At 73.4% G+C, this 23574-nt stretch carries 23 protein-coding genes; 16 read left to right on the top strand and 7 right to left on the bottom strand.

Translation table 11 applies throughout. The features are described 5' to 3' along the window. Positions 1-38: 38 nt before the first annotated feature. Both QUG93_RS13020 and QUG93_RS13015 read left to right on the top strand, forming a co-directional pair. On the top strand, positions 39-1484 hold the full coding sequence (locus tag QUG93_RS13020) for a phytoene desaturase family protein (protein WP_289474514.1): 1446 nt from the start codon (positions 39-41) through the stop codon (positions 1482-1484). A gap of 3 nt (positions 1485-1487) precedes the next feature. After that, a complete protein-coding gene (locus QUG93_RS13015) occupies positions 1488-1931 on the top strand; it encodes an SRPBCC family protein (RefSeq protein WP_289474513.1) in 444 nt (147 codons plus the stop codon). A gap of 119 nt (positions 1932-2050) precedes the next feature. Here QUG93_RS13015 and QUG93_RS13010 read toward each other — a convergent pair whose 3' ends face one another. Next, entirely contained in the window at positions 2051-2869 is an 819-nt protein-coding gene (locus QUG93_RS13010) for a shikimate 5-dehydrogenase (protein ID WP_289474511.1), read from the bottom strand. Positions 2870-2978: 109 nt separating this feature from the next. Between QUG93_RS13010 and QUG93_RS13005 the strand changes: the two genes are divergently transcribed. Next, the gene (locus tag QUG93_RS13005; RefSeq protein ID WP_289474510.1) at positions 2979-4352 is read left to right on the top strand and encodes an L-serine ammonia-lyase; all 1374 of its coding nucleotides are present in this window, start codon (positions 2979-2981) and stop codon (positions 4350-4352) included. Here QUG93_RS13005 and QUG93_RS13000 read toward each other — a convergent pair. After that, on the bottom strand, positions 4333-4578 hold the full coding sequence (locus QUG93_RS13000; RefSeq protein ID WP_289474509.1) for a hypothetical protein: 246 nt from the start codon (positions 4576-4578) through the stop codon (positions 4333-4335). The two genes, QUG93_RS13005 and QUG93_RS13000, sit on opposite strands and share 20 nt — an antisense overlap. 102 nt (positions 4579-4680) lie before the next feature. Here QUG93_RS13000 and QUG93_RS12995 point away from each other — a divergent pair, with 102 nt between their 5' ends. The 7 genes from QUG93_RS12995 to QUG93_RS12965 all read left to right on the top strand — a co-directional run bounded on the left by QUG93_RS12995 (position 4681) and on the right by QUG93_RS12965 (position 13117). Next, complete coding sequence (locus QUG93_RS12995; protein ID WP_289474508.1) at positions 4681-4929, top strand: hypothetical protein; 249 nt, start codon at positions 4681-4683, stop codon at positions 4927-4929. A gap of 101 nt (positions 4930-5030) precedes the next feature. Continuing rightward, complete coding sequence (locus QUG93_RS12990; protein WP_289474506.1) at positions 5031-6716, top strand: bifunctional 3'-5' exonuclease/DNA polymerase; 1686 nt, start codon at positions 5031-5033, stop codon at positions 6714-6716. 48 nt (positions 6717-6764) lie between these two features. Continuing rightward, positions 6765-7664 carry a phosphatase PAP2 family protein gene (locus QUG93_RS12985; RefSeq protein ID WP_289474505.1) on the top strand — a complete coding sequence of 300 codons (900 nt, stop codon included), beginning with the start codon at positions 6765-6767 and terminating at the stop codon, positions 7662-7664. A gap of 10 nt (positions 7665-7674) precedes the next feature. Further along, positions 7675-9408 (top strand): serine/threonine-protein kinase, encoded by a 1734-nt coding sequence (locus QUG93_RS12980; RefSeq protein WP_289474503.1) that lies wholly within the window; start codon positions 7675-7677, stop codon positions 9406-9408. Positions 9409-9470: 62 nt separating this feature from the next. Next, positions 9471-12596 carry a GH92 family glycosyl hydrolase gene (locus tag QUG93_RS12975; RefSeq protein WP_289474502.1) on the top strand — a complete coding sequence of 1042 codons (3126 nt, stop codon included), beginning with the start codon at positions 9471-9473 and terminating at the stop codon, positions 12594-12596. 40 nt (positions 12597-12636) lie between these two features. Beyond that, the gene (locus QUG93_RS12970; RefSeq protein ID WP_289474501.1) at positions 12637-12876 is read left to right on the top strand and encodes a hypothetical protein; all 240 of its coding nucleotides are present in this window, start codon (positions 12637-12639) and stop codon (positions 12874-12876) included. A 37-nt stretch (positions 12877-12913) separates the two neighbouring features. Further along, a complete protein-coding gene (locus QUG93_RS12965) occupies positions 12914-13117 on the top strand; it encodes a hypothetical protein (protein WP_289474500.1) in 204 nt (67 codons plus the stop codon). On the opposite strand, the gene QUG93_RS12960 is transcribed toward QUG93_RS12965, so the two are convergent. The 4 genes from QUG93_RS12960 to QUG93_RS12945 all read right to left on the bottom strand — a co-directional run bounded on the left by QUG93_RS12960 (position 13114) and on the right by QUG93_RS12945 (position 16928). After that, positions 13114-14286 carry an acyltransferase family protein gene (locus QUG93_RS12960; protein ID WP_289474499.1) on the bottom strand — a complete coding sequence of 391 codons (1173 nt, stop codon included), beginning with the start codon at positions 14284-14286 and terminating at the stop codon, positions 13114-13116. The two genes, QUG93_RS12965 and QUG93_RS12960, sit on opposite strands and share 4 nt — an antisense overlap. Positions 14287-14401: 115 nt before the next feature. Continuing rightward, positions 14402-15340, bottom strand: a complete 939-nt coding sequence (locus QUG93_RS12955) for an aldo/keto reductase (protein WP_289474498.1) — start codon at positions 15338-15340, stop codon at positions 14402-14404. A gap of 152 nt (positions 15341-15492) precedes the next feature. Beyond that, entirely contained in the window at positions 15493-16104 is a 612-nt protein-coding gene (locus QUG93_RS12950) for a CG0192-related protein (protein WP_289474497.1), read from the bottom strand. 68 nt (positions 16105-16172) lie between these two features. After that, positions 16173-16928, bottom strand: a complete 756-nt coding sequence (locus tag QUG93_RS12945) for an SDR family NAD(P)-dependent oxidoreductase (RefSeq protein WP_289474495.1) — start codon at positions 16926-16928, stop codon at positions 16173-16175. Positions 16929-16962: 34 nt separating this feature from the next. On the opposite strand from QUG93_RS12945, the gene QUG93_RS12940 reads away from it, so the two are divergent. Beyond that, positions 16963-17826 (top strand): putative RNA methyltransferase, encoded by an 864-nt coding sequence (locus QUG93_RS12940; protein WP_289474493.1) that lies wholly within the window; start codon positions 16963-16965, stop codon positions 17824-17826. 170 nt (positions 17827-17996) lie between these two features. On the opposite strand, the gene QUG93_RS12935 is transcribed toward QUG93_RS12940, so the two are convergent. Beyond that, entirely contained in the window at positions 17997-18416 is a 420-nt protein-coding gene (locus QUG93_RS12935) for a VOC family protein (RefSeq protein ID WP_289474492.1), read from the bottom strand. Between the two features lie 62 nt (positions 18417-18478). Between QUG93_RS12935 and QUG93_RS12930 the strand changes: the two genes are divergently transcribed. The 5 genes from QUG93_RS12930 (at position 18479) to kdpB (ending at position 23572) form a co-directional block, all read left to right on the top strand. Beyond that, positions 18479-19423 carry a helix-turn-helix transcriptional regulator gene (locus QUG93_RS12930; RefSeq protein WP_289474490.1) on the top strand — a complete coding sequence of 315 codons (945 nt, stop codon included), beginning with the start codon at positions 18479-18481 and terminating at the stop codon, positions 19421-19423. Positions 19424-19516: 93 nt separating this feature from the next. Then, positions 19517-19654 carry a hypothetical protein gene (locus QUG93_RS12925; RefSeq protein WP_289474489.1) on the top strand — a complete coding sequence of 46 codons (138 nt, stop codon included), beginning with the start codon at positions 19517-19519 and terminating at the stop codon, positions 19652-19654. Next, on the top strand, positions 19651-19740 hold the full coding sequence (locus QUG93_RS12920; RefSeq protein WP_058729515.1) for a potassium-transporting ATPase subunit F: 90 nt from the start codon (positions 19651-19653) through the stop codon (positions 19738-19740). Before QUG93_RS12925 ends, QUG93_RS12920 begins: the two co-directional genes overlap by 4 nt. After that, on the top strand, positions 19740-21419 hold the full coding sequence (kdpA, locus tag QUG93_RS12915; RefSeq protein WP_289474488.1) for a potassium-transporting ATPase subunit KdpA: 1680 nt from the start codon (positions 19740-19742) through the stop codon (positions 21417-21419). Before QUG93_RS12920 ends, kdpA begins: the two co-directional genes overlap by 1 nt. Further along, positions 21419-23572 (top strand): potassium-transporting ATPase subunit KdpB, encoded by a 2154-nt coding sequence (gene kdpB / locus QUG93_RS12910; protein ID WP_289474486.1) that lies wholly within the window; start codon positions 21419-21421, stop codon positions 23570-23572. Before kdpA ends, kdpB begins: the two co-directional genes overlap by 1 nt. Positions 23573-23574: the final 2 nt, after the last annotated feature.

The raw sequence follows: 23574 nt of genomic DNA, 5'->3' as shown, positions 1-23574 counted from the left end.
TGACCGCCCACGGAACCGCAGGTCCCTAGGCTCGGAGCATGGTGGATGCGGTGGTCGTCGGTGCCGGACCGAACGGACTCGCGGCGGCGGTGACGCTCGCGCGGGCCGGTCTCTCCGTCGAGGTCGTCGAGCGGAACGACACGATCGGCGGCGGTGCGCGCACGGCCGAGCTGACGCTGCCCGGGTTCCACCACGACGTCTGCTCCGCCGTGCACCCGATGGCGCTGCAGTCCGAGTTCTTCCGGCTGTTCCGCATGGAGGACCGCATCGAGCTCCGGCTGCCCGAGGTGCAGTACGGTCACCCCCTCGACGGCGGCCGCGCCGGCATCGCGTACCGCGACCTCGCCCGCACCGCCGAGGCGCTCGGCGTCGACGGTCCGGCGTTCCGGAACCTGATGGCGCCCCTGTCGGGCAACGCCGACCAGGTCGCCGACTTCGCCACCGACGCGCTGCTGCACGTCCCGCGGCACCCGCTGACCGTGCTGCGCTTCGGCCTCCGTGCGCTCGAGCAGGGAAGCGCCGCGTGGAACGTCCGCTTCCGCGACGAGGTCGCGCCCGCGATGGTCTCCGGCGTCGCCGCGCACTCGATCCAGCACATGCCGTCGCTGTCCACCGCCGCCGCGGCCCTGTCACTCGGCTCCTACGCGCACGCCCGCGGGTGGCCCGTGCCGATCGGTGGGAGCCAGGCGATCGTCGACGCGCTCGCCGCGGACCTCGTCGCGCACGGCGGGACGATCGACACCGGGCGCGAGGTGCGTTCGCTCGGCGACCTCACGCCCGCCAAGGCCGTGCTCTTCGACACGAGCGTGCCCGGCATGCTCTCGATCGCGGGGAAGCAGATCCCGACGCCGAAGCGTGGAGCGTTGCGGCGCTTCCGGTTCGGCAACGCGGCGGCGAAGGTCGACTTCGCGCTGTCCGACCCGGTGCCGTGGACGAACACCGAGCTGCGGAAGGCCGGCACCGTGCACATCGGCGGCACCCGCGCGGAGATCGCCGAGGCTGAGCACGCCGTGGCGAAGGGTCGGCACGCCGAACGGCCGTACGTCCTCGGATCGGAGCCGACCGTCGTCGACCCGGGCCGCGCGCCACGAGGCAAGCACGTCTTCTGGGCGTACGCGCACGTGCCCGCGGGTTCCGACGTCGACCCGACCGACGCGATCGTCCGGCAGGTCGAGCGGTTCGCCCCCGGGTTCCGCGACACCGTCCTGCAGTCGAGCAGTCGCACGGCCGTGCAGATGGGGGAGTACAACCCGAACTACGTCGGCGGTGACATCGCCGCCGGGGCCGCGAGCTTCTGGCAGCTCGTCAAGCGGCCCGTCCTGTCGTCCGACCCGTGGCGCATGGGCGGCGGCATGTACCTGTGCTCGGAGGCGTCCGCGCCGGGCCCGGGCGTGCACGGCATGGCGGGCTGGCACGCGGCCCGCAGCGCCCTGCGGCACACGTTCGGACTGTCCGAGCACGTCGAACTCGCACCGGAGGAGTAGCCCGTGGCCAAGAACGTCCGCATCATGCACTGCAGCCCGGAGGACGTGTTCGACGTCCTCCGCGACGGCTGGCTCTACCCGACCTGGGTGGTCGGCGCGTCCCGCATGCGCGGCCAGGACCCGGGGTGGCCCGCGGTTGGGACCGAGCTGCACCACTCGTTCGGCATCTGGCCGTTCCTCATCAATGACACGACGACCGCGCTCGAACTGGACGAGCCCCGTCGGCTCGTGATCCAGGCGAAGGGCTGGCCGGTCGGTGAGGCCCGCGTCGAGGTCGACGTCGAACCCCACCCGCGCGGGTGTCGGGTGACACTGCGCGAGAACCCCGTGCGTGGGCCGGGATCGCTCGTTCCCGGCTTCCTCGCCCAGCCCGGCATCTGGATCCGCAACAACGAGAGCATCCGGCGGCTCCGCTGGGTCGCGGAGGGCCGGTCGCGCACCGTGTGACGGGACGCTCTGGAGGCTCGTGGCGGCGCCGCCACGCCCTCCCTCGCCGGCTCGGTCGGCGCGGCCCGCGTGACGCCGGCGCGCCACCGCTCAGCGGGCCGCGTCAGACCGTCATCCGGTCACTCTGCGCGGCTGAACTCGCTCGCTCGACGCACCTGGTCGTCGGTCAGGGCGACGCCCGTGTACCGCTCGAACTGGCGCGCTGCCTGCAGCGCGATGACCTCGGTACCCGTGATCACGCGCGCACCTGCGGTGCGACCGGCCCGGACCAACGGGGTCTCCGACGGGAAGGCGACCACGTCGAAGACGGTCGACGCGGCCTCGACGCGGTCCTGTGCGAAGGCGAGGGCGTCCTCGTCCGCGCCGCGCATGCCGAGCGGGGTGACGTTGACCAGGACGTCGGCCTCCGGTGCCTCCTGCTCGGTCGCGACCCAGTCGAAGCCGTACTGCTCGGCGAGGGCCGGCCCCGTTGTGGTGTTGCGCGCGACGACGGTCAGCTGCTCGGACCCCGCGCCGCGGAAGGCTGCCGTGACCGCCTTCGCCATGCCGCCCGACCCGCGGAGGAGCACCCGGGCGGTCGGGTCGACCTCGTGTGTGCGGAGCAGGGACGCCACGGCCTCGTAGTCCGTGTTCGACGCGGTGAGCACACCGCCGTCGTTCACCACGGTGTTGATGGACTGGATCGCGGCGGCGGACTCCTCGACCACGTCGACGAGGGGGATGATCGCCTCCTTGAACGGCATCGACACCGAGCAGCCGCGGATGCCGAGGGCGCGGATGCCCGTCACGGCACCGGCCAGGTCGGTCGTCGTGAAGGCCTTGTACGCGAAGTTCAACCCGAGCTCGTCGTACAGGAAGTTGTGGAAGCGGGTGCCGATGTTGCTCGGTCGGGCCGCGAGCGAGATGCAGACCTGCATGTCCTTGTTGAGGATGGGCATGGCACGAGTCTCCCACGCCGATGCCGATGGAGCGGTCCACTGCAGGCTCAGCGGAGCCGCGTCGGAGCCGCACCGGTGCCGCGCCGTCCGGACGGGTTAGTGTGGCGTGGTGCCGGTCTCCGTCTTCGATCTGTTCAGCGTCGGGATCGGCCCGTCGAGTTCCCACACCGTCGGGCCGATGCGCGCCGGAGCGGCCTTCGCCGCCGGCCTGCAGGGTGTGCCGGTCGCCGGACTCGACGTCCACCTGTACGGGTCGCTCGCCTCGACCGGCCAGGGACACGGCACGCTCGGCGCGGTCCTCGCCGGCCTGATGGGGTCCGACCCCGAGACCGTCGACCCGGACGCGATGACCACGGCGCTCGAGGAGCTCGAGCGCACCGGCACCCTGCGGCTCGCGGGTGGCGCGACCGTGCCGTTCCGTCAGGCCGACATCGTCCTGCACCCGCTGACGATGCTGCCCCGGCACCCGAACGCGATGCGCATCGCCGCCACCGACGCCTCCGGAGCCGTGCTCGCCGAGGAGACGTACTACTCGATCGGCGGCGGGTTCGTCACGAGCGACACCGAGGGCGCCGTCGCCGAGGCCGCGATCCCCGTCGACGACGCCGTCCCGCACCCGTTCTCGAGCGGTGCCGAGCTCCTCGCCGCGTGCACTGCGACCGGACTGCCCGTCAGCGGCGTCGCGATGGCGAACGAGACCGCCACGCGCAGCGCGGACGAGGTCCGCGCCGGTCTGCTGCACGTGCACGACGTCATGCGGGAGAGCGTCGACCGCAGCATCCGGCGCACCGGCACCCTGCCCGGCGGGCTGGCCGTTCGGCGTCGTGCGGCGAACTGGTACGAGCAGCTCACGCGGGACGACCCGCACCACGACCCGCTCTTCGCGATGGAGTGGGTGAACCTGACCGCGATGGCCGTCAACGAGGAGAACGCCACCGGCGGCCGTGTCGTGACGGCGCCGACGAACGGCGCCGCGGGCATCATCCCCGCCGTGCTGTTCTACGCGCTGACCTACGTGTCCGAGGTCGCTCTGGAGGACCGCGACGACGCGGTGGTCCGGTTCCTGCTCACCGCGGGCGCGATCGGCTCGATCTACAAGGAGCGCGCATCGATCTCCGGCGCCGAGGTCGGCTGCCAGGGCGAGGTGGGCTCGGCGGCCTCGATGGCCGCGGCCGGGCTGGCCGAGGTCCTCGGCGGGACACCCGAGCAGGTCGAGAACGCGGCCGAGATCGCGATGGAGCACAACCTCGGGCTGACGTGCGACCCGATCGGCGGGCTCGTGCAGATCCCGTGCATCGAGCGGAACGCGATCGCGGCGAACAAGGCGATCAACGCGGCCCGGATGGCGCTGCGAGGTGACGGGGTGCACCACGTGTCGCTCGACCAGGTCGTCGAGACGATGCGGCAGACGGGCGCCGACATGTCCACGAAGTACAAGGAGACCGCGATGGGCGGTCTCGCGGTCAACGTCCCGCTCTGCTGACCGGCCGGTCGACCCGCATCTCGAGCGTGCCGGTGCACGGCGCGACGTGGTGCTGCCCGTCGTCGTCGAGCACGATGAGCGACGGTCGCCCCGACGCGTCGAGGACGTCGACGGCGGTACCGCAGACGACCCTTCCGCGGTCCTCGTAGCGCACCACGGCGTGCATGGGGACGTCGTCAGGGGTCACCGGTCGCCAGGACCCGGTGTCGGTGGCTTCGATCTCCATGGTGTTCATCATGCGGGTTGTCCACTTCGCGCACCGAATCGGCGAGCACTGCTCACCTGGACCGCGCGGACCTCTCGATGCCCGGCGCGTACCGTCGACCGCATGAGCGAGACCGACCACGACCAGCTCGACGACGGCGTCGACATGTCCTTCGAGGAACGGCGTCAGGACACCCTCCGCCGCATGTCCGGCTCGGACGAGCACGACGCTGATCCGCGCGTCGAGGTCTCGCACGGCGAGGACGGGGCCGTCCGGATCGACGTCGCCGACACCGCCGCGGTCCGCCCGGGGGACGCCGGCGGCACCGACCCCCGCACCGACGCCGCGCAGGACCCCCACCACGCCGACTGACCCCGCCGTCGCAGGACGCAACGTCGGCGACATCTCGCAGTGCTGTACCGCTGCGAGCACCCGCCGACGTTGCGTCCCGCGGAAAGGGGCATGATCGTCGGGTGCACCTCGTCCTCCACCGCGTCGACGGCGGCGTCACCGCGACCCCCCTGACGGACACGGGGGAGTCGGCGGGTGCGCCGACCCGCCTGGACGACCCGGGCCTCCCGGCCTTCGTCGCCGCGCACGACGGACCGGACGTGCGCTGGGTCTGGGACGACACGGCCCGGTGGTACCCGGCCGTCCTGACGGCCGGTGGCCGCGTCGGCCGCTGCGTCGACCTCCGCCTGTGCCGCCGCATCCTGCGGGGTGCCCTGGCCGCGCGGGGGACCGCCCTCGCGCAGCTCCCGGCGGACACGTGGGACGCCGTCGGTCAGGAGGCACGCCCCACCCGACCGACGCAGGCGTCGCTCTTCGACGACGCGCTCTTCGCCGTCGCCCCGGCCGACGACGCCGCGGACCCGGTCGCCGAGTTCCGTCGGCAGCTCGACGCGATCGCCACCTCCACGACGCCGGGTGCGCTGCGGCTGCTGACGACCGCGGAGTCGGCCGGGGCGCTCGTCGCCGCAGAGATCCTGCACGCCGGTCTGCCCTGGCGCGCGGACGTGCACGAACGCCTGCTCGAGGACGCCCTCGGCCCGCGGGTGCCCGCCGGGGTGCGACCCCGCGGCCTCGAGGAGCTCGCCGGCGAGATCCGCGTCCACCTCGACGACCCCGGCCTGAACCCGGACTCGCCCGCCGACGTCCTGCGGGCGCTCCGGGGCGCCGGGCTGATGGTGTCGAGCACCCGGAAGTGGGAGCTGCAGGAGCTCGGGCACCCCGTGATCGCGCCCCTGCTCGAGTACAAGCGTCTGTCACGCCTGCTGACCGCGAACGGCTGGGCGTGGCTCGACGAGTGGGTGCAGGACGGGCGGTTCCACCCGAAGTACGTCGTCGGCGGGGTCGTCACCGGACGCTGGGCGGCGGACGGCGGCGGCGCCATGCAGCTGCCGAAGACCGTGCGCGGTGCGGTCGTGGCGGACGACGGGTGGGCCTTCGTCGTCGCGGACGCGGCACAGCTGGAGCCGCGGGTGCTCGCCGCGATGGCGGGGGACCGCGCCATGGCGACCGCGGGCGACGGGCGCGACCTGTACGACGGCGTGGTGGCCTCCGGTGCCGTGGAGACCCGGCAGCAGGCGAAGGGCGCGATGCTCGGCGCGATGTACGGCGCGACCCAGGGCGACGCCGGACGGCTGGTGCCCCGGTTGGCCCGGGCGTTCCCCGCGGCGCTCGGGTTGGTCGACCGGGCCGCCCGGGCGGGGGAGCGCGGGGAACCGGTCACGACGCTGCTCGGTCGGACCTCCCCGGTGCCCGACGACGCCTGGTTCGCCGCCCGCAACCGGGCGTGGTCGGTGGACGGCACGACCGCACAGCAGCGGGCGGTGGAGTCACGGGCCCGGAGCTGGGGGCGGTTCACGCGGAACTTCGTGGTGCAGGGGACCGCGGCCGAGTGGGCGCTGGCGTGGATGGGGTCGCTGCGGACCCGGCTCGCGGCACGGTTCCCCGGCCCGGTGACGGCCGGACCGCACCTGGTGTTCTTCGTGCACGACGAGATCGTGGTGCACACGCCCGTCGAGCACGCCGCGTTCGTCGCGGAGCAGGTCCGCGCGGCCGCGGTGGACGCCGGGCGCCTGCTCTTCCGCGACTTCCCCGTGGTCTTCCCGCTGACCGTGTCCACGGTGCACGACTACGGGGCCGCGAAGGACTGAGCGCCCCCGGGCGGCGCACTCGCAGCCTCGACCGGGCAGGGTGGGGCGATGGACCGAGAACCCGACGACGACGCCGCGACGACCGCGGCACGCCAGGTCGAGCGGGCCGAACGGGCCGAACGGGCCGCGGTCGTCGAGGACCGGCACCTCGGCTCGGTCGACCTGACCTCGTGGCGGTCCCGGGCCGGCCACGCCGTCGCCGAGGGCTGGGCGGCGCTCGGACGCCGCTACGGTGCCCTCCCGCTGCTCGTCCTGACGCTCCTGGTCGGCATCGGCATCGCCGTCGTCGCGACGTGGGCCGCGTCGGCCGTGTACGACGCGGTCCGCGAGTCGGACGACGTCGCCGTGCTGGACCGCCCCGTGCTCGACTGGATGCTCACGCTGCGCTCGCCGTTCGCGGACCAGGCGGTGACGTGGTGGACCGACATCGCCGGCACCATCGGCATGCCGATCGTCGCCGTCTGCTCCCTGGTCGGCTTCACGGTGCAGCGTCGCGCGTGGACGCCGCTCGTGCTGCTCGTCGCGGCGAGCGGCGGGTCGCTCCTCATGACCATCGCGGGCAAGGACCTGATCGGCCGGGCCCGTCCGCCACTCTCCGACGCGGTGCCGCCGTACGAGCACTCGCCGTCGTTCCCGTCCGGCCACACGCTCAACGCGACGGTGATCGTCGGGACGATCGTGTACCTGCTCATCCTGCGTCAGTCGCGCACGGTGACCCGCGTGTGGACCATCGTGGCCGGGACGCTCTTCGTGCTCTCCGTCGGCGTCTCGCGTGTGTTCCTCGGGCACCACTGGACGACCGACGTCCTCGCCGCATGGGCGCTCGGGCTGGCATGGCTGGCGCTCGTGGTCACGGCGCACCGGCTGTACCTGACGGCCCTGCACCGCGGGGCCGAACCCGTGCGACGCGACCGCGACCCGGCGAGCCCGGTCAGGTCGCCACGGTAGGTTCGCCCGCATGGCAGAACGGGTCTTCGGCGGCAGGTACCGCGTCACCGGCACGCTCGGACACGGCGGGATGGCATCGGTCTACCGCGCGGTCGACGAGCAGCTCGGCCGCGAGGTCGCCGTCAAGGTCTTCCGCATCGGTGCGGTCGACCACGGCGAACGAGCCAGGGCCGAGGCCGAGATCCAGACCCTCGCCGCACTCCGCAGCCCCGCGCTCGTGACCCTGTACGACGCCGCCCTCGACGACGTCGACGGCGACTCGTACCTCGTCATGGAGCTCGTGCCCGGCAGCGACCTGGACACCCGGCTCCGCGAGGGCCCGCTCGACACCGCCACGACCGCACGGGTCGGCGCGCAGGTCGCCGAGGGGCTGGCGGCCGTGCACGCGCAGGGCATCGTGCACCGGGACGTGAAGCCCGCGAACGTGCTCCTGGAGAGCGACGGCGAGCACGTCAAGCTCGCCGACTTCGGCATCGCGCTGCTGCGGGACGCCGCGCGGGTCACGGGCACCGGCACCGTGATCGGGACCGCCGCGTACATCGCCCCCGAGCAGGTCCTCGGGCGCGAGATCTCCGGCCAGGCGGACGTCTACGCGCTCGGCCTGATGCTCCTGCAGTGCCTGACCGGCGAGCGGCCCTTCCCGGGCACCGCCGTCGAGTCGGCGACCGCCCGGCTGACCCGCGGTCCGGAGATCGACCAGCACCTGCCCACCGCGTGGCGGACGCTCCTGCACGTGATGACGGCGCAGGACCCCGCGGAACGTCCGACGGCGGCCGAGGCCGCGCGACGCCTGCGCGCCCTCGAGCGCGACGGCAGCGCCCCGGCCACGCAGCTGCTCCCCGGCGCTCCCGGTGCCCTCACCCGCGCTGCCGGCGGCGCAGCGGGGGCGGCCGCGCTCGGCGGGGCCGCACTCGGTGCCAGCGGCGCAGGTGCCGCGTCCGCCGACGAGGCCACGCAGGCGATGCCCACCGCGGCGGGTCCCTCGGCCGGCGGTCCGGACGACGCCACACGTGCGTACGACCGGACCGCGCCGTACGGACGGCCCGGGCAGGACGACGTCGCGACGACCGTGCTCGGCACGCAGCGCGGTGCCGCGGCCGGTGGTGCGGCAGCGGGCGGTGCCGCAGCGGGCGGAGCGGCAGCGGGCGGCGCCCTCGCCGGAGCCGGTGGCACCGGCGGATCCGGCACCGATCGAGCGGACTCCGACGCGCCGAAGCGTCGACGCGGGCCGATCATCGCCGCGGTCGTCGTCGTGCTCCTCGTGCTCGCGGGCATCGGCATCGCGCTGTTCGCCCTGGGCGGCGACGACGGCGACACCACGCCGGCCCCGACCGAGTCCGGGCAGCCCTCGGCGCCGAGCGAGCAGCAGTCGAGCGAGCCGGAGCAGCAGCCGAGCCAGGAGCAACAGCAGCCGAGTGAACCGGAGCAGCAGCCCAGCGAGCCGGAGCAGCAGCCGAGCGAGCCGGAACAGCAGCCGAGCGAGCCGGAGCAGCAGCCGAGCCAGCCGGCGGACGACCCGAGCGTCGGCCCGGAACCCGGTGGCCCGGCGTCGAACCCGGTCGAGGCGCCGCAGGGCGGCACCGGCACCGGCACCGGCAACAACGGGAACGGGAACGGCCCCGGCAGCAACAGCGGCAAGGGGAAGGGCGCCGGGGCGCTGGACACGACCACCGTCGACCAGACCAGCGGAACGACCGTCGGTTCCCTGCCCGGCGGCCCGGGCGCCGGACCCGGTCAGGGCTGACACCGCAGCGTCTTCCGTCGGGAGGTGGACGGACCACGCCGAGGAGCCAATAGGCTCGTCGGGTGCGTGAACTGCAACGGAGCGGTGGCCCCACGACCGCGGTGGCGGCCCGGAACGGCGTCGGGTGGACCTCGGCCGAGGCCTGGTCGCTCGAACGCCCGGCCGGCGACGCCCAGGCTGTGGGCACCGTCCCCGGACTCGACGGTCGCGCCGTGGCTGCGGGCGACGAGCTCTCGTGGGTCTGGTTCCCCGAGCGCACCCTGCCCGCGGGGCACGACGAACCCGACGAGGCGGACCTCGCGCACTTCTGGGACGCGACCGCGTGCTCGGTCGACGTCGTCTTCGACGACGGCACCCGGCTGAGCGACACGGCGACCGACCAGTACGGCACCGCGCTGACGCCTGACGCGCAGGCCGCGGCACGCACGCAGTGGGTCGACCAGTGGAACCGCCGCGCAGTGGACCTCACGCCGTTCGCGGGCCGCGTCGTCGACCGCCTGGAGGCCCGGCTCGGCTCCGACACGTCGCCCGCGTCCGACGGTGGCCGCCCGGCCCTCCGCGGCTGGCTCGACGACGTCCGCATCGGCCCGGCACGCGCCGTGCCCGACACCCCGCTCGGGCACGTGCGCACGACCCGCGGCACGCAGGCGTCGTCCCGGTTCTCCCGCGGCAACACCGCCCCGCTCGTCGGGCTGCCGCACGGCGGGGTGTTCGGCCTGCCGATGACCGACGCGTCGAGCAACCGGTGGCCCTACGCGTACCACGAGCACAGCGTGACGACCGAGGACGGCCGGGTCCGCCCGGCACTCCAGGCCCTCGCCACGAGCCACCTGCCGTCGCCGTGGATGGGGGACCGGGGCGTGTTCCAGGTGATGCCCTCGCCGCTCGACGAGCCCGACACCGACCGGCGGGCCCGCGCGCTCGGCTTCGACCACGACGACGAGCAGGACGGCCCGCACCGCTACCGGGTCGCCCTGGACGGCGGCGTCACCGCGACGATGACCGCGGGGCCGTTCGCACTCGGGTTCCGGTTCTCCGGCACCCGGTCCGTCGTGCTCGACCACCACGGCCGGGTCACGGACGTGGCGGTCACGGTCGAGGACGGCACCGCGGTGGTCGAGTGCACGCTCGACGACCGACCCGGTACCCCGCCGCACCACCTGCACGTGCGCGTCTCGGGCGCGACCGGCGACCACACCGTCGCCGACGACGGGACGATCGGCGGGTTCATCGGTGTCGACGGGGACACCGACGTCGTGGTCGGCATCTCGACCGTCTCCGTCGAGGACGCCCGCGCGAACGCCGCCGAGGCCGGGTCCGTGGACGCGATGCTCGTGCGCGCCGAGCAGGAGTGGACGGCGAAGCTCGCGACGCTCACCGTCGAGGGCGCGACCCCGGACCAGCTGACCGCGCTGTACTCCGGCCTGTACCGGCTCTTCCTGTACCCGGACCGTGCCGGCGAGACCGCCCGCGACGGCGTCCCGCGGCACCGCTCCCCGTACGGCTCGGTGCTCGCCGACCCGATCCGCGACGAGCCCGGACCCGAGGTCGTCGAGGGCCCGTTCACCACGACGAACGGGTTCTGGGACACCTACCGGACCGCCTGGCCGCTGCTCGCGCTCCTCACGCCGGACACCGCGGGCGAGCTCGCGCAGGGCTTCGTCGGCCACTTCCACGACGGCGGGTGGACGCCGCGGTGGAGCGCGCCCGGCGCCGAGGACGTGATGACCGGCACCACCAGCGACACCGTGTTCGCGGACCTCGCGGTGAAGGGCGTCACCGGCTTCGACCTGCCGGAGGCGTACCGGAGCGCGGTGCGGAACGCGACCGTCCCGCCGCGAGACGAGCGGGTCGGACGGAAGGGGAGCCTCCCGGCCGCCTTCCGCGGCCACGTCGACACCGCGACGCACGAGGGGATGAGCTGGACCCTCGACGCGGCGATCAACGACTGGGGCATCGCGGTGATGGCCGGCCTGCTCGCGTCGCGTGCGACGACGCCGGAGGAGCTCAGCCGGTACGAGGCCGAGGCGGAGTGGTTCGCCCGCCGGTCCCTGCAGTACCGCAACGTCTTCGACGCGGAGCGGGGCTTCTTCATCGGGCGCGACCCGGACGGCTCGTGGCGCGTCGGCACCGAGTTCGACCCCCGGGACTGGGGCGACGACTACACCGAGACGAACGCGTGGGGGACGGCGTTCACCGCGCCGCACGACGGCGCGGGTGTCGTCGACCTGCACGGCGGACCCGCCCGGTTCGACGCCGCGCTCGAAACGTTCTTCGCGACGCCGGAGACGGGTGCGACCGACCGGTCCGGCTCGTACGGGTTCGCGATCCACGAGATGACCGAGGCCCGGGACGTCCGGATGGGCATGCTCGGCTTGTCGAACCAGCCGGCGCACCACATCCCGTTCTTCCCGATGTTCACCGGACGCCACGACGACGCGCACCGGATCGTCCGCGAGTGCCTCGATCGGCTGTTCGTCGGCTCGGACCTCGGGCAGGGCTACCCCGGCGACGAGGACAACGGCGAGATGAGCGCCTGGTACGTCCTCACGACGATCGGGCTCTACCCGCTGGCGCCGTCGACGGGGACCTGGGTGCTCGTGCCGCCCTCCGTCCGGCGGACGGTGCTGCGGCAGCCGGGAGGCACGCCCACCGTCATCGAGGTCGCCGACGGCTCCGGGGGTGCGTACGTCGCGTCGGTGACGGTCGACGGCTCGCCCTGGACGTCGGTCAGCATCCCGCACGCCGTCCTCCTGGCGGCGTCACGGATCGTGTTCACGCTGTCCGAGGAGCCCACCGGCTGGGCGGCCGACACCCGCCCCGTCTCGGCGTCCGAGGTCCACGGGTACCGGGACGTCCCGGTCGACCTGCTGCCCGTCGGTCCCTCACCGCTCACCGACGACACCGGCCGCACCGTGACGACGCTGTCGGCTGGTGAGACCGTCACGGTCCCCACGCCGGGCGCCGTCGCGTCGCTGCTCACGGTGACGGTCGCCGAACCCGGGTCGTACTCGTGGCGGGTGACGCTCGGGGACACCGAGGTCGCGGTCCGTGACGCGGTGTTCGCGTACCCGGGGCAGACGCGGGTGTTCCGGCTGATCGGCACCGGTGACGTGCTCACCCTCACCGCTGACACGACCCTGCCGCTCAGGCAGCTCGAGCTGATCGCGGCGGACGGACAGCGTTGACCTGACGTCCACCCGCCGGGAGCATGCTCCGGTCATGTCGATGAGCACACCGTTCGATCCGCAGCAGCCCGGTGCCGACCTCCCCGTGGACGGCAGCCAGCCCGAGGACACCGACCAGACCGAGGTCGAGGTCGAGGAGGACCGCGGCGCCGACGTCGGCCCAGACTCCGCCGACCTGAGTGTGTCGCCGGCCTCCCACCAGGACGAGGACGAGGCCGGCGGCGGACCGGTCTCCCGCCGTCCGCAGGCGGGTGACCGCCTGCACCCGGACGACCTCTGACACCTCGCTGCCAGCCACGGGCGGCATGCTCGTCCGCATGACGTTCGCGAGTGCATGGGACCCGTCGAAGGGTCGCGCCATCCCCGAGGACCAGGTCAGCGAGGACGGGCTCGAGCTCGACGAGGACACCGCAGCGGAGCTCGGGATCTCGTTCGACGTCGTGGGTGGCGCGTCCGCCGACCCGGCGCGCGTGTCACCGGCCGACGTGCGGGTGCCGAGCGCCCCGTCGCCCCGGGACTAGCGGGTCCGACCGACCTCGGCGGGCGCCTTCGTCGTCGCGGTGCGCACCGGCCCGACCACGGCGTGGTTGCCGGGCGGCGCGAAGCGCAGGCGCAGCGGGTTCTCGACGAACCGGTAGGACAGCCAGGACACCAGGACGAGTCCGGCGAGCCAGGGGAGCAGGAACTTCGAGTTGCCGGCGTCGTGCCCGGTGACGTGCACGAAGGCGAACGCGGCGAGCAGGTTCCACAGGTACAGGCCGTAGGACAGCTTGCCGAGGAAGACCATCGGACGCAGCGACAGGAAGCGGGCGAGGAAGCCGCCGCGCTCGAGGGCGAGCCACGCGACGACGGCGGCCGACGCCAGTGCGGTCTGCCCGAAGCCGCCGGAGTCGATCTGGTCGAAACCCTTCACACCGGACGGCACGACCGCGACCCAGCAGAGCAGCACCACGCCGAGCGGCCCGGCGACGACGACGACCCGCTCGAGCCAGCGGGAGCCGGACCAGCGCTCGAGGACGATCGCCAGGATGCAGCCGAGCACGAGCGCGTCGGTGTGCGAGATCGGGCCGTACATGAGCGCCTCGTGCGTCGGTGTCGACTGGCCCTGCGTCCAGCGCAGCACCCAGAAGGCGACGTACACGACGCCGAGGAACCACAGCGTCACCGTCGAGGAGCGGAACTTCAGCAGCAGCACGAGCAGCACCGGCCACACCAGGTAGAACTGCTCCTCGAGCGCGAGCGACCACGTGTACTGGAAGTACGGCCCGACCTGGCCGTTCCCGACGAAGTACTGGATGAGGTTCGTCGTGTACGTGAGTGCGCCGAGCGGCCCCGCCCACCACGTGCTGACCGGCTCGCGGATCAGCAGGAGCCACACCGTCGTGACGAGGACGACGAGCACGAGCGCGGGGGCCAGGCGGGCGAAGCGTCGGCCGTAGAAGCGGCCGAGCGCGATGCGTCCGCGCTCGGCGTGCTCCTGCGTGAGGAGGCTCGTGATGAGGTACCCGCTGATCACGAAGAACACGGTGACGCCGTGGTAGCCGGCCACGCGGCCGTTGAAGTGCGCGTGGCCGGCGATCACGCCGAACACGGAGATCGCCCGGAGACCGTCGAGTGCGGGGTTGTAGCCGAAGCGCACCCGGCGGGCGGGCTCGGCGACGATCTCGGCGTCGGTGGGTGCTTGCGTCACGTGAGGACCCTAATCGACCCGTCCGGACGACGCAGCCCCGGCCGCCGTCGACACGAGGTCGCGGTGGTCGGGGCCGTGGGCACCGGCCGGTGCTGGTCCTGGCGTCGGACCGGGCTCAGGGGACGGTGTGCCCCGCCGCGGTGAAGATCCGGTACCACTCCTCGCGCGACAGCACGACGTCCGAGCCGGCCGCCGAGTCCCGCACGCGCTGCGGGTTCGTCGTGCCGAGGACGACCTGGAAGTGCGCGGGGTGCCGGGTGATCCACGCCACGGCGATGCCGGTCGGCGTGACGCCGTGCGCGGCCGCCACCTCGTCGAGGACGTCGTTCAGCTCGGCGTACTGCTCGCGGTCGCCCAGGAAGACGCCGTCGAAGAAGCCCTTCTGGAACGGCGACCACGCCTGCAGCGTCACGCCCTTCACCCGCGCCGCGTTGAGGATGTCGTTGTCGCGGTCGATCGACTGGTCGAGCCCCGCCATGTTGGCCGTGAGGCCCTGCGCGATGACGTTCGCGTGCGTGATGCTCAGCTGCACCTGGTTGAACGCGAGCGGCTGCCGGACGTGCTGCTCGAGCAGGGCGACCTGACCGGGCGTGTGGTTCGAGACGCCGAAGTGGTGGACCTTGCCGGCGGCGTGCAGCTCGTCGAAGGCCTTCGCGACCTCCTCCGGCTCGACCAGGGCGTCGGGGCGGTGCAGGAGCAGGACGTCGACGTAGTCGGTCCGCAGTGCCTCGAGGGACTCGTGCACCGACTCGATGATGTGCTCGTACGAGAAGTCGAAGTAGGCGCCGTTCGTCGTGGGGCGGATGCCGACCTTGGTCTGCAGCTGGATCGCCTCGCGCTCGGAGGACGACAGGGTGACGGCCTCGCCGAAGCGCTGTTCGCAGCCGTGCCACCCGCCGTAGACCGCGGCGTGGTCGAACATCGTCACGCCCGCGTCGCGCGAGGCGGTGTACAGCGACCGGATGTCCTCGTCGCTCATGTCGGTGATCCGCATGAGCCCGACGACGACGTCGGACGCGGTGAGGTCGGTCTGTGGCAACTCCAGTGTCTTCACCAGACCGATCCTGCCAGCGGCGGGTCCGGGGAGACAGGCCCTGTCGGTGCCGGTCGCGACCGCCGGGTGGGCGGGAGGCACGGCGACGGCGGACACCCGCCCGCCGTCCGGTGGTCCGACCATGCCGGGGGAGGGTGCGCCAGGACCAGTGCTCAGTCGGGCAGCACCGCGACGACCGCGTGGTGGTCGCCCCAGGTGGCGGTCAGGGCCGCGCCCGCGGGTACCGGCAGGCCCACGACCCGCAGCACGACGAGGTCGCCGTGGTCGGTCCGGACCGTGGTCTCGGCGCCGTCGGTGCGGGCCGCCACCGTGGTCACCGTGAGGGACGAGGGCGCGGTGCCGCTGCCGACCGCCGTGCCCTCCTTGTCGAGGGTCCCCGCACCGTCGGCCCGTTCGAGCTCGGCCTCGTGCCCGCCGGTCGCGATCGCACGGCGGACGACGTCGGCGTACACGGGGTCGCCCACGGCGTCGTACACCCAGCGGCGACCGAGCGCCGAGTGGTGCATCTCCGTGACCAGGTGGGCGCCCGCGCCGTCGAGCGGCGCCCCGCGGTAGGTCAGCGGCGTGTGCAGGACCCGTCCGTCCGGGGTGCGGACGAGGTACACCTCGACACCGACCTCGCCCGCCGGGTCGTCGAACCGGAAGCGGGTGACGACCTCGACCGCCTGCCCTGCCGTCAGGCCGCTCCACGGCTGCGCGGGCAGCCAGGCGGCGAGCGCCTCGGCCTTGGAGGGTCGGAGGACTGCGTCGTGGATCACTGCCATGGTCCGACGCTACCGAGCACACCTCAGGTGACGCCGACGGCCCGCCGCTGCGTGCGCCGGTGCCGCGATCAGTGCACCGAGAAGCCGCCGTCGACCGCGATCGACTGCCCCGTCACGTACGCCGAACCGGGTCCGGCGAGGAAGACGGCTGCCGCGGCGAAGTCGGAGGCCAGGCCGTTGCGCCCGACCAGCGTCCGTGCCGCGAGCGCGGCGACCCGGTCGGGGTCGGTGGAGAGCCGCCGGTTGAGCGGCGTCTGCACGAACCCGGGCACGAGGACGTTCGAGGTGACCCCGCTGCCCGACCAGGCCTCGGCCTGCGACCGGGCCAGTGCCTCCAGGCCGGCCTTCGAGACGCCGTACGCCCCGCTCGCGGCGAAGGGGCGGTGCGCCTGCTGCGAGCTGATGCCGATGATCCGGCCGTACCCCCGCGCCGCCATGCCCGGGGCGAGCCGTTGCCCGAGGACGAACGGGGCGTCGAGGTTGACCGCCATCGTCGCGTCCCAGGTGTCCTCGTCGAGGTCGGGCATCGGCGGCCGCAGGTTGATGCCCGCCGAGTTGACGAGGACGTCCACGTCGCCGACGGCGTCCGCGAGCGCGTGGGCACCGGAGCGAGTCGCCAGGTCGGCCACGACGCCCTCGGCGGACCCGTCGGCCTGCTCGATCGTCGCGACCGTGTCGTCGAGGGTCGACCGGGTGCGGGCCGCGACGACGACGTGTGCTCCGGCGTCTGCGAGTGCTCCTGCGATCGCCCGGCCGATCCCGGAGCTGCCCCCGGTCACGAGGGCGCGGCGTCCGTCCAGACCGAAGAGCTGCTCGAGCGACATCCGGCCAGGCTACCGACGCCCGTACGCTGGGTCGGTGCGCGACGACCTGCTCCCCGTGCTCGCCTGCCCCGTCTGCGCCGAGCCCCTCGCCCGTGTGGCCGCCGGCACCGTCGGGTGCGCGACCGGGCACCGGTTCGACGAGGCGAAGCAGGGCCACCTCACGCTCCTGCCCGCGAAGCGGCGGGCCCTCACCGCGGACACCCCGGAGATGGTCGACGCCCGCGTCCGGTTCCTGGGTCGCGGGCACTACGCGCCCGTCGAGCGGGCGCTCGGCACCGTCGTCGCGGCGGCGTCGGCACCCGGCGTCGTCCTGGACGTCGGGTCCGGCCCCGGCACCTACCTGGCGCACGCCCTCGACGCGGCCGACGGTCCGGCACCGGCCGGGAGGCCCGGCTCCGGCCCGGCGGACGCCGCTGCGGCCCGCCTCGGGGTCGCGCTGGACCTGTCCGCGGTGGCGATCCGACGTGCTGCTCGCGTCCACGCGCGGGCGGGAGCCGTCGTCGGTGACGTGACCGAGCGCCTCCCGGTCGTCGACGACGCGGCCGCCGTCGTGCTCGACGTCTTCGCGCCCCGCAACCAGCGCGAGTACGCGCGCGTGCTGCACCCGGACGGGGTGCTCGCGGTGGTGACCCCGCGGACCGGGCACCTCGCCGAGCTCGCGGAGGCGACCATCGCCGTCGACCCCGAGAAGGAGCGACGGCTGCACGACTCGTTGACGCCGTCGTTCGCGCTCCTGTCCTCGGACGACCTGACGTGGACGATGGACCTGTCCGCCGAGGACGTCCACGACGTCGTGCACATGGGACCGAGTCACCACCACGTCGACCCGGCCCGGACCTTCGCGCCGCTGACCGTCACCGCCGCCGTGACGGTCAGCACCTGGGCTCCCGCGCGCTGACCGCGGGCGCGGGCGGGCGCGAGCGCTGGCGCACGCGGCGGGCGCGAGCGCGGGCGCTGTCCATGGAGCAGAAGACGTCGGGTCGACGATCGCGACCCGACGTGTTCTGCTCCACAGACGGACGGCGTGGCAGCCGCACGGCGCGGCGCCGGCCCGCGCGTGCTGGCCGCTCAGCTCGCGTCGGGCGCCACGTCCAGCTGCCAGACGACGCCGAAGCGGTCGCGCAGCTGCCCGGCGAGCGGCGCCCACGGCGACGGACCGAGCGGCTGCCGGACCTCGGCGCCCTCGGACAGGCCGTCCCAGTAGCGCGTGACCTCGTCCGCGTCGTCGCCGTGCACGAAGACGTAGAAGGCGTTCGCGCCCTGGTCGTACGGCTGGTCGGGCCAGACGTCGAACGCCATGATGCGGAAGCCGGCGTCGGTCGTCACCTGACCGAAGACGATCCGGTCCGCCCAGGCGGGGTCCGGTGAGGCGCCCATCTGGCCGTAGGTCGCCGCGGTGACGGTCCCGCCGAACGCTGCCGCCCAGAAGTCGAGGGCCTCGCGGGCCCGTCCGTCGAAGTTGATGTGGGTCGTGGTCTCGATGCTCATGGCACGAGTGTGTCCGGCGTTGCGGTCAGATCGTGACCGCTACTCCGACCACGATGGACGGCATGTCCGGACCGTCCTCCCGCATGCTCGCGCTGCTCTCCCTGCTCCAGGTGCACCGCGAATGGTCGGGTGACGAGCTCGCGGGTCGCTTGACGGTCAGTCCCCGGACGCTCCGCCGCGACGTCGATCGACTGCGCGAGCTCGGCTACCGGATCGACTCCGTCCGCGGTCCCGCCGGCGGGTACCGGCTCGCGGCCGGGTCGGACCTGCCACCCCTGCTGTTCGACGACGACCAGGCCGTGGCGATCGCCGTCGCGCTCGCGGTCGCCCCGGCGTCCGGCGCGGACATCGCCGAGGCCGCCGTGCGGGCCCTCGCGACCGTGCGGCAGGTGATGCCCCAGCGGCTACGGCACCGGGTGGACGTGGTGGACGCCGTCGTCCGCGCGCCGGGTTCGCGGGTCGACCCGGACGTGCTCGTCGCGGTCAGCGAGGCCGTGCACCTGCGCGAGCGGCTCCGCTTCGGCCACGGCGCCGACGAGGCTCCCCGGCACGTCGAACCCCATGCCGTGGTCGCCCGCGACGGCCGGTGGTACCTGCTGGCGTGGGACCTCGACCGCGACGACTGGCGTACGTACCGGCTGGACCGGATCACACCGCGGATGCGCACCCGCGCCCGCTTCGAGCCGCGGCCGGTGCCCGGCGGTGACCCGGGTGCCTTCGTCGCTGCGCGCTTCAAGGGGTCCGACCGCGACGACGTCTGGCCGTGCACGGGGACGGCCGTGCTCGCGGTGGCGGCCCGTGACGTGGCGCCCTACCTGCCGCCGGAGGCCGAGGTCGAGGACCTCGGGCCCGGCCGCTGCCGGGTGCGGCTCGGGTCCTGGTCGTGGGAGGGGCTCGCCGGACGGTTCGCGGGCTTCGCGGTGGACTTCACGGTCGAGGGGCCCGACGCGCTGCGGGTCGCCGTGGCCGCGGTGGCCGTCCGCCTCGGGAGCGCAGCCGGGCGTTAGCGGGACGCATGCGTCCGTCAGGAGGGCGTCAGGATCCCGTTAGGGCCGGCCTGGAGGCACGTCACCGGAACCAGCATCGGTTCCGCACCACACGTGGTGCGGTCCGCGTCACCCGGCGCGGGCAAGGAAGAACCTCTGGAGTCCCTCGTGTTCGACGTCTTCGTCGTCGCCGGTGTCCTCGCCGTGTTCGGCGTGGTGGCACTCATCGCCAAGGGGGTGGAGCGGCTGTGATCGTCGTGACCATCGCCGCCGCCGTCCTCGGCATCGCCTCGGTCGTCTACCTCGTGTGGGCGCTCGTGCACCCGGAGCGGTTCTGATGAGCGCGGACGTCTGGGCCGGCATCGCCCAGGTCGCCACGCTCGTCCTGCTCCTGGTCGTCGCGTACCGCCCGGTCGGCGACTGGATGGCGCGCGTGTACACCCCGACGAAGCACACCCGCGTCGAGCGCGGCGTCTACCGGGTGATCGGGGTCGACCCGGACGCCGAGCAGTCCTGGCCCGCGTACCTGCGCGGCGTGCTGCTCTTCAGCGCCGTCGGGCTCCTGCTCGTCTACCTGCTCCAGCGCATCCAGGTCGTGCTGCCGGGTGACCTCGGGCTGCCGAACGTCGGCCCGGCCCTCGCGTTCAACACGGCGGCGTCGTTCGTCGCGAACACGAACTGGCAGTCGTACTCGCCCGAGGCCACGGTCGGGTACTCCGTGCAGATGGCGGGCCTGGCGGTGCAGAACTTCCTGTCCGCCGCGGTCGGTCTGTCCGTCGCCGTCGCGCTGGTGCGCGGGTTCGCTCGTCGGAAGTCCGGCACGCTCGGCAACGTCTGGGTCGACGTGGTGCGCGGCACCGGTCGACTGCTCCTGCCGGGGGCCTTCGTCTTCGCGATCGTCCTGGTCGCGGGCGGCGTCGTGCAGTCCTGGGGCACCGGGATCGACGTCGCCACCCTGGCCGGCGGGACCCAGCACGTGCCGGACGGCTTCGTCGCGTCGCAGGAGGCGATCAAGGAACTGGGCACGAACGGTGGCGGCTACTTCAACGCGAACTCCGCGCACCCGTTCGAGAACCCGCAGGCGTGGACGAACCTCGTCGAGGTCTTCCTCATGCTCGTCATCCCGTTCTCGCTGCCCCGCACCTTCGGCCGGCTCGTCGGCGACGACCGCCAGGGGTACGCGATCCTCGCCGTGATGGGCGCGATCTTCCTCGTGTCGCTGTCGGTCATGTCGATCGCCGAGCTCGGCGGCGGTGGTGTCGCCACACACGCTGCCGGGGCCGCGATGGAGGGCAAGGAGAGCCGCTTCGGCATCCTCGGTTCGACGCTCTTCTCGACCGCGACCACCTCGACGTCCACCGGTGCGGTCAACGCGATGCACGACAGCTACACCCCGATCGGCGGGATGATGGCGCTCGTCAACATGATGCTCGGCGAGGTCACCCCCGGCGGCGTCGGCTCCGGCCTGTACGGCATGCTCGTGCTCGCCGTCATCACGGTGTTCATCGGCGGTCTGCTCGTCGGGCGCACCCCGGAGTACCTCGGCAAGAAGATCCGCGCTCGCGAGATGACCTTCGCCGCGCTGTACATCCTGGTCACGCCGACCCTCGTGCTGCTCGGGACCGGACTGTCCCTGGTGATCCCGGGCGTCCGTGAGCAGGTCCTCGGCACGAGCATCTTCAACCCGGGCAACCACGGCCTGTCCGAGCTGCTCTACGCCTTCACCTCCGGCGCGAACAACAACGGGTCGGCGTTCGGGGGTCTGACCGCGAACACCACCTGGATGAACTCGGCGCTCGGCGTCGTGATGCTGCTCGGTCGGTTCATCCCGATCGCGCTCGTCCTGGCGCTCGCCGGGTCCCTCGCCGCGCAGGACAAGGTGCCCGCGACCGTCGGCACCCTGCCGACGCACCGGCCGCTGTTCATCGGCCTGCTCGGTGCCGTCGCCGTGATCGTCACCGCACTCACCTACTTCCCCGTGCTCGCCCTGGGCCCGCTCGCGGAGGCACTCTCCTGATGGGAACCGAACCCGTGTCCACCCCGACCCCCTCGTCAACCGTGACCAGCGCGACCCCAGCCGACGCTACGGAGGCGAGCAGCGCCTCCCGGCCGGTCACCCGCTCGTCCGCCTTCGGACCCCGTCAACTCGCGGCGGGCCTGCCGGGCGCCCTGCGCAAGCTCGACCCGCGCCTGATGTGGCGGAACCCCGTCATGTTCATCGTCGAGGTCGGCGCCGCGCTCACGACGGTCACCGCCTTCGTCGAGCCGTCCGTCTTCACCGCCGCGATCGCGGTGTGGCTGTGGCTCACCGTCGTCTTCGCCAACCTGGCCGAGGCCGTCGCCGAGGGCCGGGGCAAGGCGCAGGCCGACACGCTGCGCAAGACCCGCTCCACCACCACGGCCCGCCGGGTGCTGCGCTGGGACGCGTCCGACGCGGCCGCGACGGGCAACGAGACCGAGGACGTCGCCTCGGTCGACCTGGCCAAGGGTGACGTCGTGGTCGTCGTCGCGGGCGAGGTGATCCCCGGCGACGGCGACGTGGTCGAGGGCATCGCGAGCGTCGACGAGTCGGCGGTCACCGGTGAGTCCGCGCCCGTCATCCGCGAGTCCGGCGGGGACCGGAGCGCCGTCACGGGCGGCACCCGCGTGCTGTCCGACCGGATCGTCGTGCGGATCACCTCGACGCCCGGCGAGACCTTCATCGACCGGATGATCCGGCTCGTCGAGGGCGCGGCCCGCCAGAAGACGCCGAACGAGATCGCGCTGAACATCCTGCTCGCGTCGCTGTCGATCGTGTTCGTGATCGTCTGCCTGACGATGCAGCCCATCGCGGGGCTCGTCGGCGCGACGGTCAGCGTGCCGGTGCTCATCGCCCTGCTCGTCTGCCTCATCCCGACCACCATCGGCGCCCTGCTCTCCGCGATCGGCATCGCCGGCATGGACCGGCTCGTGCAGCACAACGTGCTCGCCATGTCCGGACGCGCGGTCGAGGCCGCGGGTGACATCACCACGCTGCTGCTCGACAAGACCGGCACGATCACGTACGGCAACCGCCAGGCGTCCCGCGTGGTGCCCGTGCCCGGGGTGCCCGAGCGCTCGCTGCTCGAGGCCGCCGCGCTCTCCAGCGCCGCGGACAGCACACCCGAGGGCCGCTCGATCGTCGCGCTCGCGGCGACCGAGGGTGCGGCCCCCGGACTCCCCGCCGGTGCCGTCGAGGTGCCGTTCACCGCGCAGACCCGGATGTCCGGGCTCGACCTGGCGGACGGCTCGCAGATCCGCAAGGGCGCCGCGGCGGCCGTGCTCGACTGGGCCGCGGCGGGCGGGGCGTCCGACGCCGCCGTGGTCGCGTCGATCGACGCCACCGTCGCCGAGGTCTCCGACCAGGGCGGGACGCCGCTCGTCGTCGGACGACGGTCGGCCTCCGGCTCCGTCGCCCTGCTCGGTGTCGTCCACCTGAAGGACGTCGTCAAGGACGGCATGGCGGAGCGCTTCGCCGAGATGCGGTCCATGGGCATCCGCACGGTGATGATCACCGGCGACAACCCGCGCACCGCGGCCGCGATCGCCGCCGAGGCCGGTGTCGACGACTTCCTGGCCGAGGCCACGCCCGAGGACAAGCTCGCCTACATCCGCAAGGAGCAGGAGGGCGGCAACCTCGTCGCGATGACCGGTGACGGCACGAACGACGCCCCGGCCCTGGCGCAGGCGGACGTCGGCGTGGCGATGAACACCGGCACGACCGCCGCGAAGGAGGCCGGCAACATGGTCGACCTCGACTCGGACCCGACGAAGCTCATCGACGTCGTCCGGATCGGCAAGCAGCTGCTCATCACCCGCGGCGCGCTCACCACGTTCTCGATCGCCAACGACGTCGCGAAGTACTTCGCGATCATCCCGGCGATGTTCCAGGCGGCGTTCCCCGGCCTCGCGGCGCTGAACGTCATGGGGCTGCACAGCCCGTCGTCGGCGATCCTGTCGGCCGTCGTGTTCAACGCCCTCGTCATCGTCGCGCTCATCCCGCTCTCGCTGCGGGGCGTGCGCTACCGGGCGGCCTCGGCGTCGTCCGTCCTCGGACGCAACCTGCTCGTCTACGGGCTGGGCGGCGTCATCGTCCCCTTCATCGGCATCAAGCTGATCGACCTCGTGGTCGGTCTCATCCCGGGGTTCTAGAC

The sequence above is a fragment of the Curtobacterium caseinilyticum genome (assembly GCF_030363035.1).
Lineage (GTDB): Bacteria > Actinomycetota > Actinomycetes > Actinomycetales > Microbacteriaceae > Curtobacterium > Curtobacterium caseinilyticum.
This window is presented reverse-complemented; position numbering and strand designations above follow the sequence as displayed.

What these genes read in the sequence shown, in the direction of transcription:
- QUG93_RS13020 (WP_289474514.1), top strand. Translation starts at nt 39, where the DNA reads ATGGTGGATGCGGTGGTCGTCGGTGCCGGACCGAACGGACTCGCGGCG.
- QUG93_RS13010 (WP_289474511.1), bottom strand. Translation starts at nt 2,869, where the DNA reads ATGCCCATCCTCAACAAGGACATGCAGGTCTGCATCTCGCTCGCGGCC.
- QUG93_RS13000 (WP_289474509.1), bottom strand. Translation starts at nt 4,578, where the DNA reads ATGGAGATCGAAGCCACCGACACCGGGTCCTGGCGACCGGTGACCCCT.
- QUG93_RS12995 (WP_289474508.1), top strand. Translation starts at nt 4,681, where the DNA reads ATGAGCGAGACCGACCACGACCAGCTCGACGACGGCGTCGACATGTCC.
- QUG93_RS12985 (WP_289474505.1), top strand. Translation starts at nt 6,765, where the DNA reads ATGGACCGAGAACCCGACGACGACGCCGCGACGACCGCGGCACGCCAG.
- QUG93_RS12980 (WP_289474503.1), top strand. Translation starts at nt 7,675, where the DNA reads ATGGCAGAACGGGTCTTCGGCGGCAGGTACCGCGTCACCGGCACGCTC.
- QUG93_RS12970 (WP_289474501.1), top strand. Translation starts at nt 12,637, where the DNA reads ATGAGCACACCGTTCGATCCGCAGCAGCCCGGTGCCGACCTCCCCGTG.
- QUG93_RS12965 (WP_289474500.1), top strand. Translation starts at nt 12,914, where the DNA reads ATGACGTTCGCGAGTGCATGGGACCCGTCGAAGGGTCGCGCCATCCCC.
- QUG93_RS12950 (WP_289474497.1), bottom strand. Translation starts at nt 16,104, where the DNA reads ATGGCAGTGATCCACGACGCAGTCCTCCGACCCTCCAAGGCCGAGGCG.
- QUG93_RS12945 (WP_289474495.1), bottom strand. Translation starts at nt 16,928, where the DNA reads ATGTCGCTCGAGCAGCTCTTCGGTCTGGACGGACGCCGCGCCCTCGTG.
- QUG93_RS12935 (WP_289474492.1), bottom strand. Translation starts at nt 18,416, where the DNA reads ATGAGCATCGAGACCACGACCCACATCAACTTCGACGGACGGGCCCGC.
- QUG93_RS12930 (WP_289474490.1), top strand. Translation starts at nt 18,479, where the DNA reads ATGTCCGGACCGTCCTCCCGCATGCTCGCGCTGCTCTCCCTGCTCCAG.
- kdpA (WP_289474488.1), top strand. Translation starts at nt 19,740, where the DNA reads ATGAGCGCGGACGTCTGGGCCGGCATCGCCCAGGTCGCCACGCTCGTC.
- kdpB (WP_289474486.1), top strand. Translation starts at nt 21,419, where the DNA reads ATGGGAACCGAACCCGTGTCCACCCCGACCCCCTCGTCAACCGTGACC.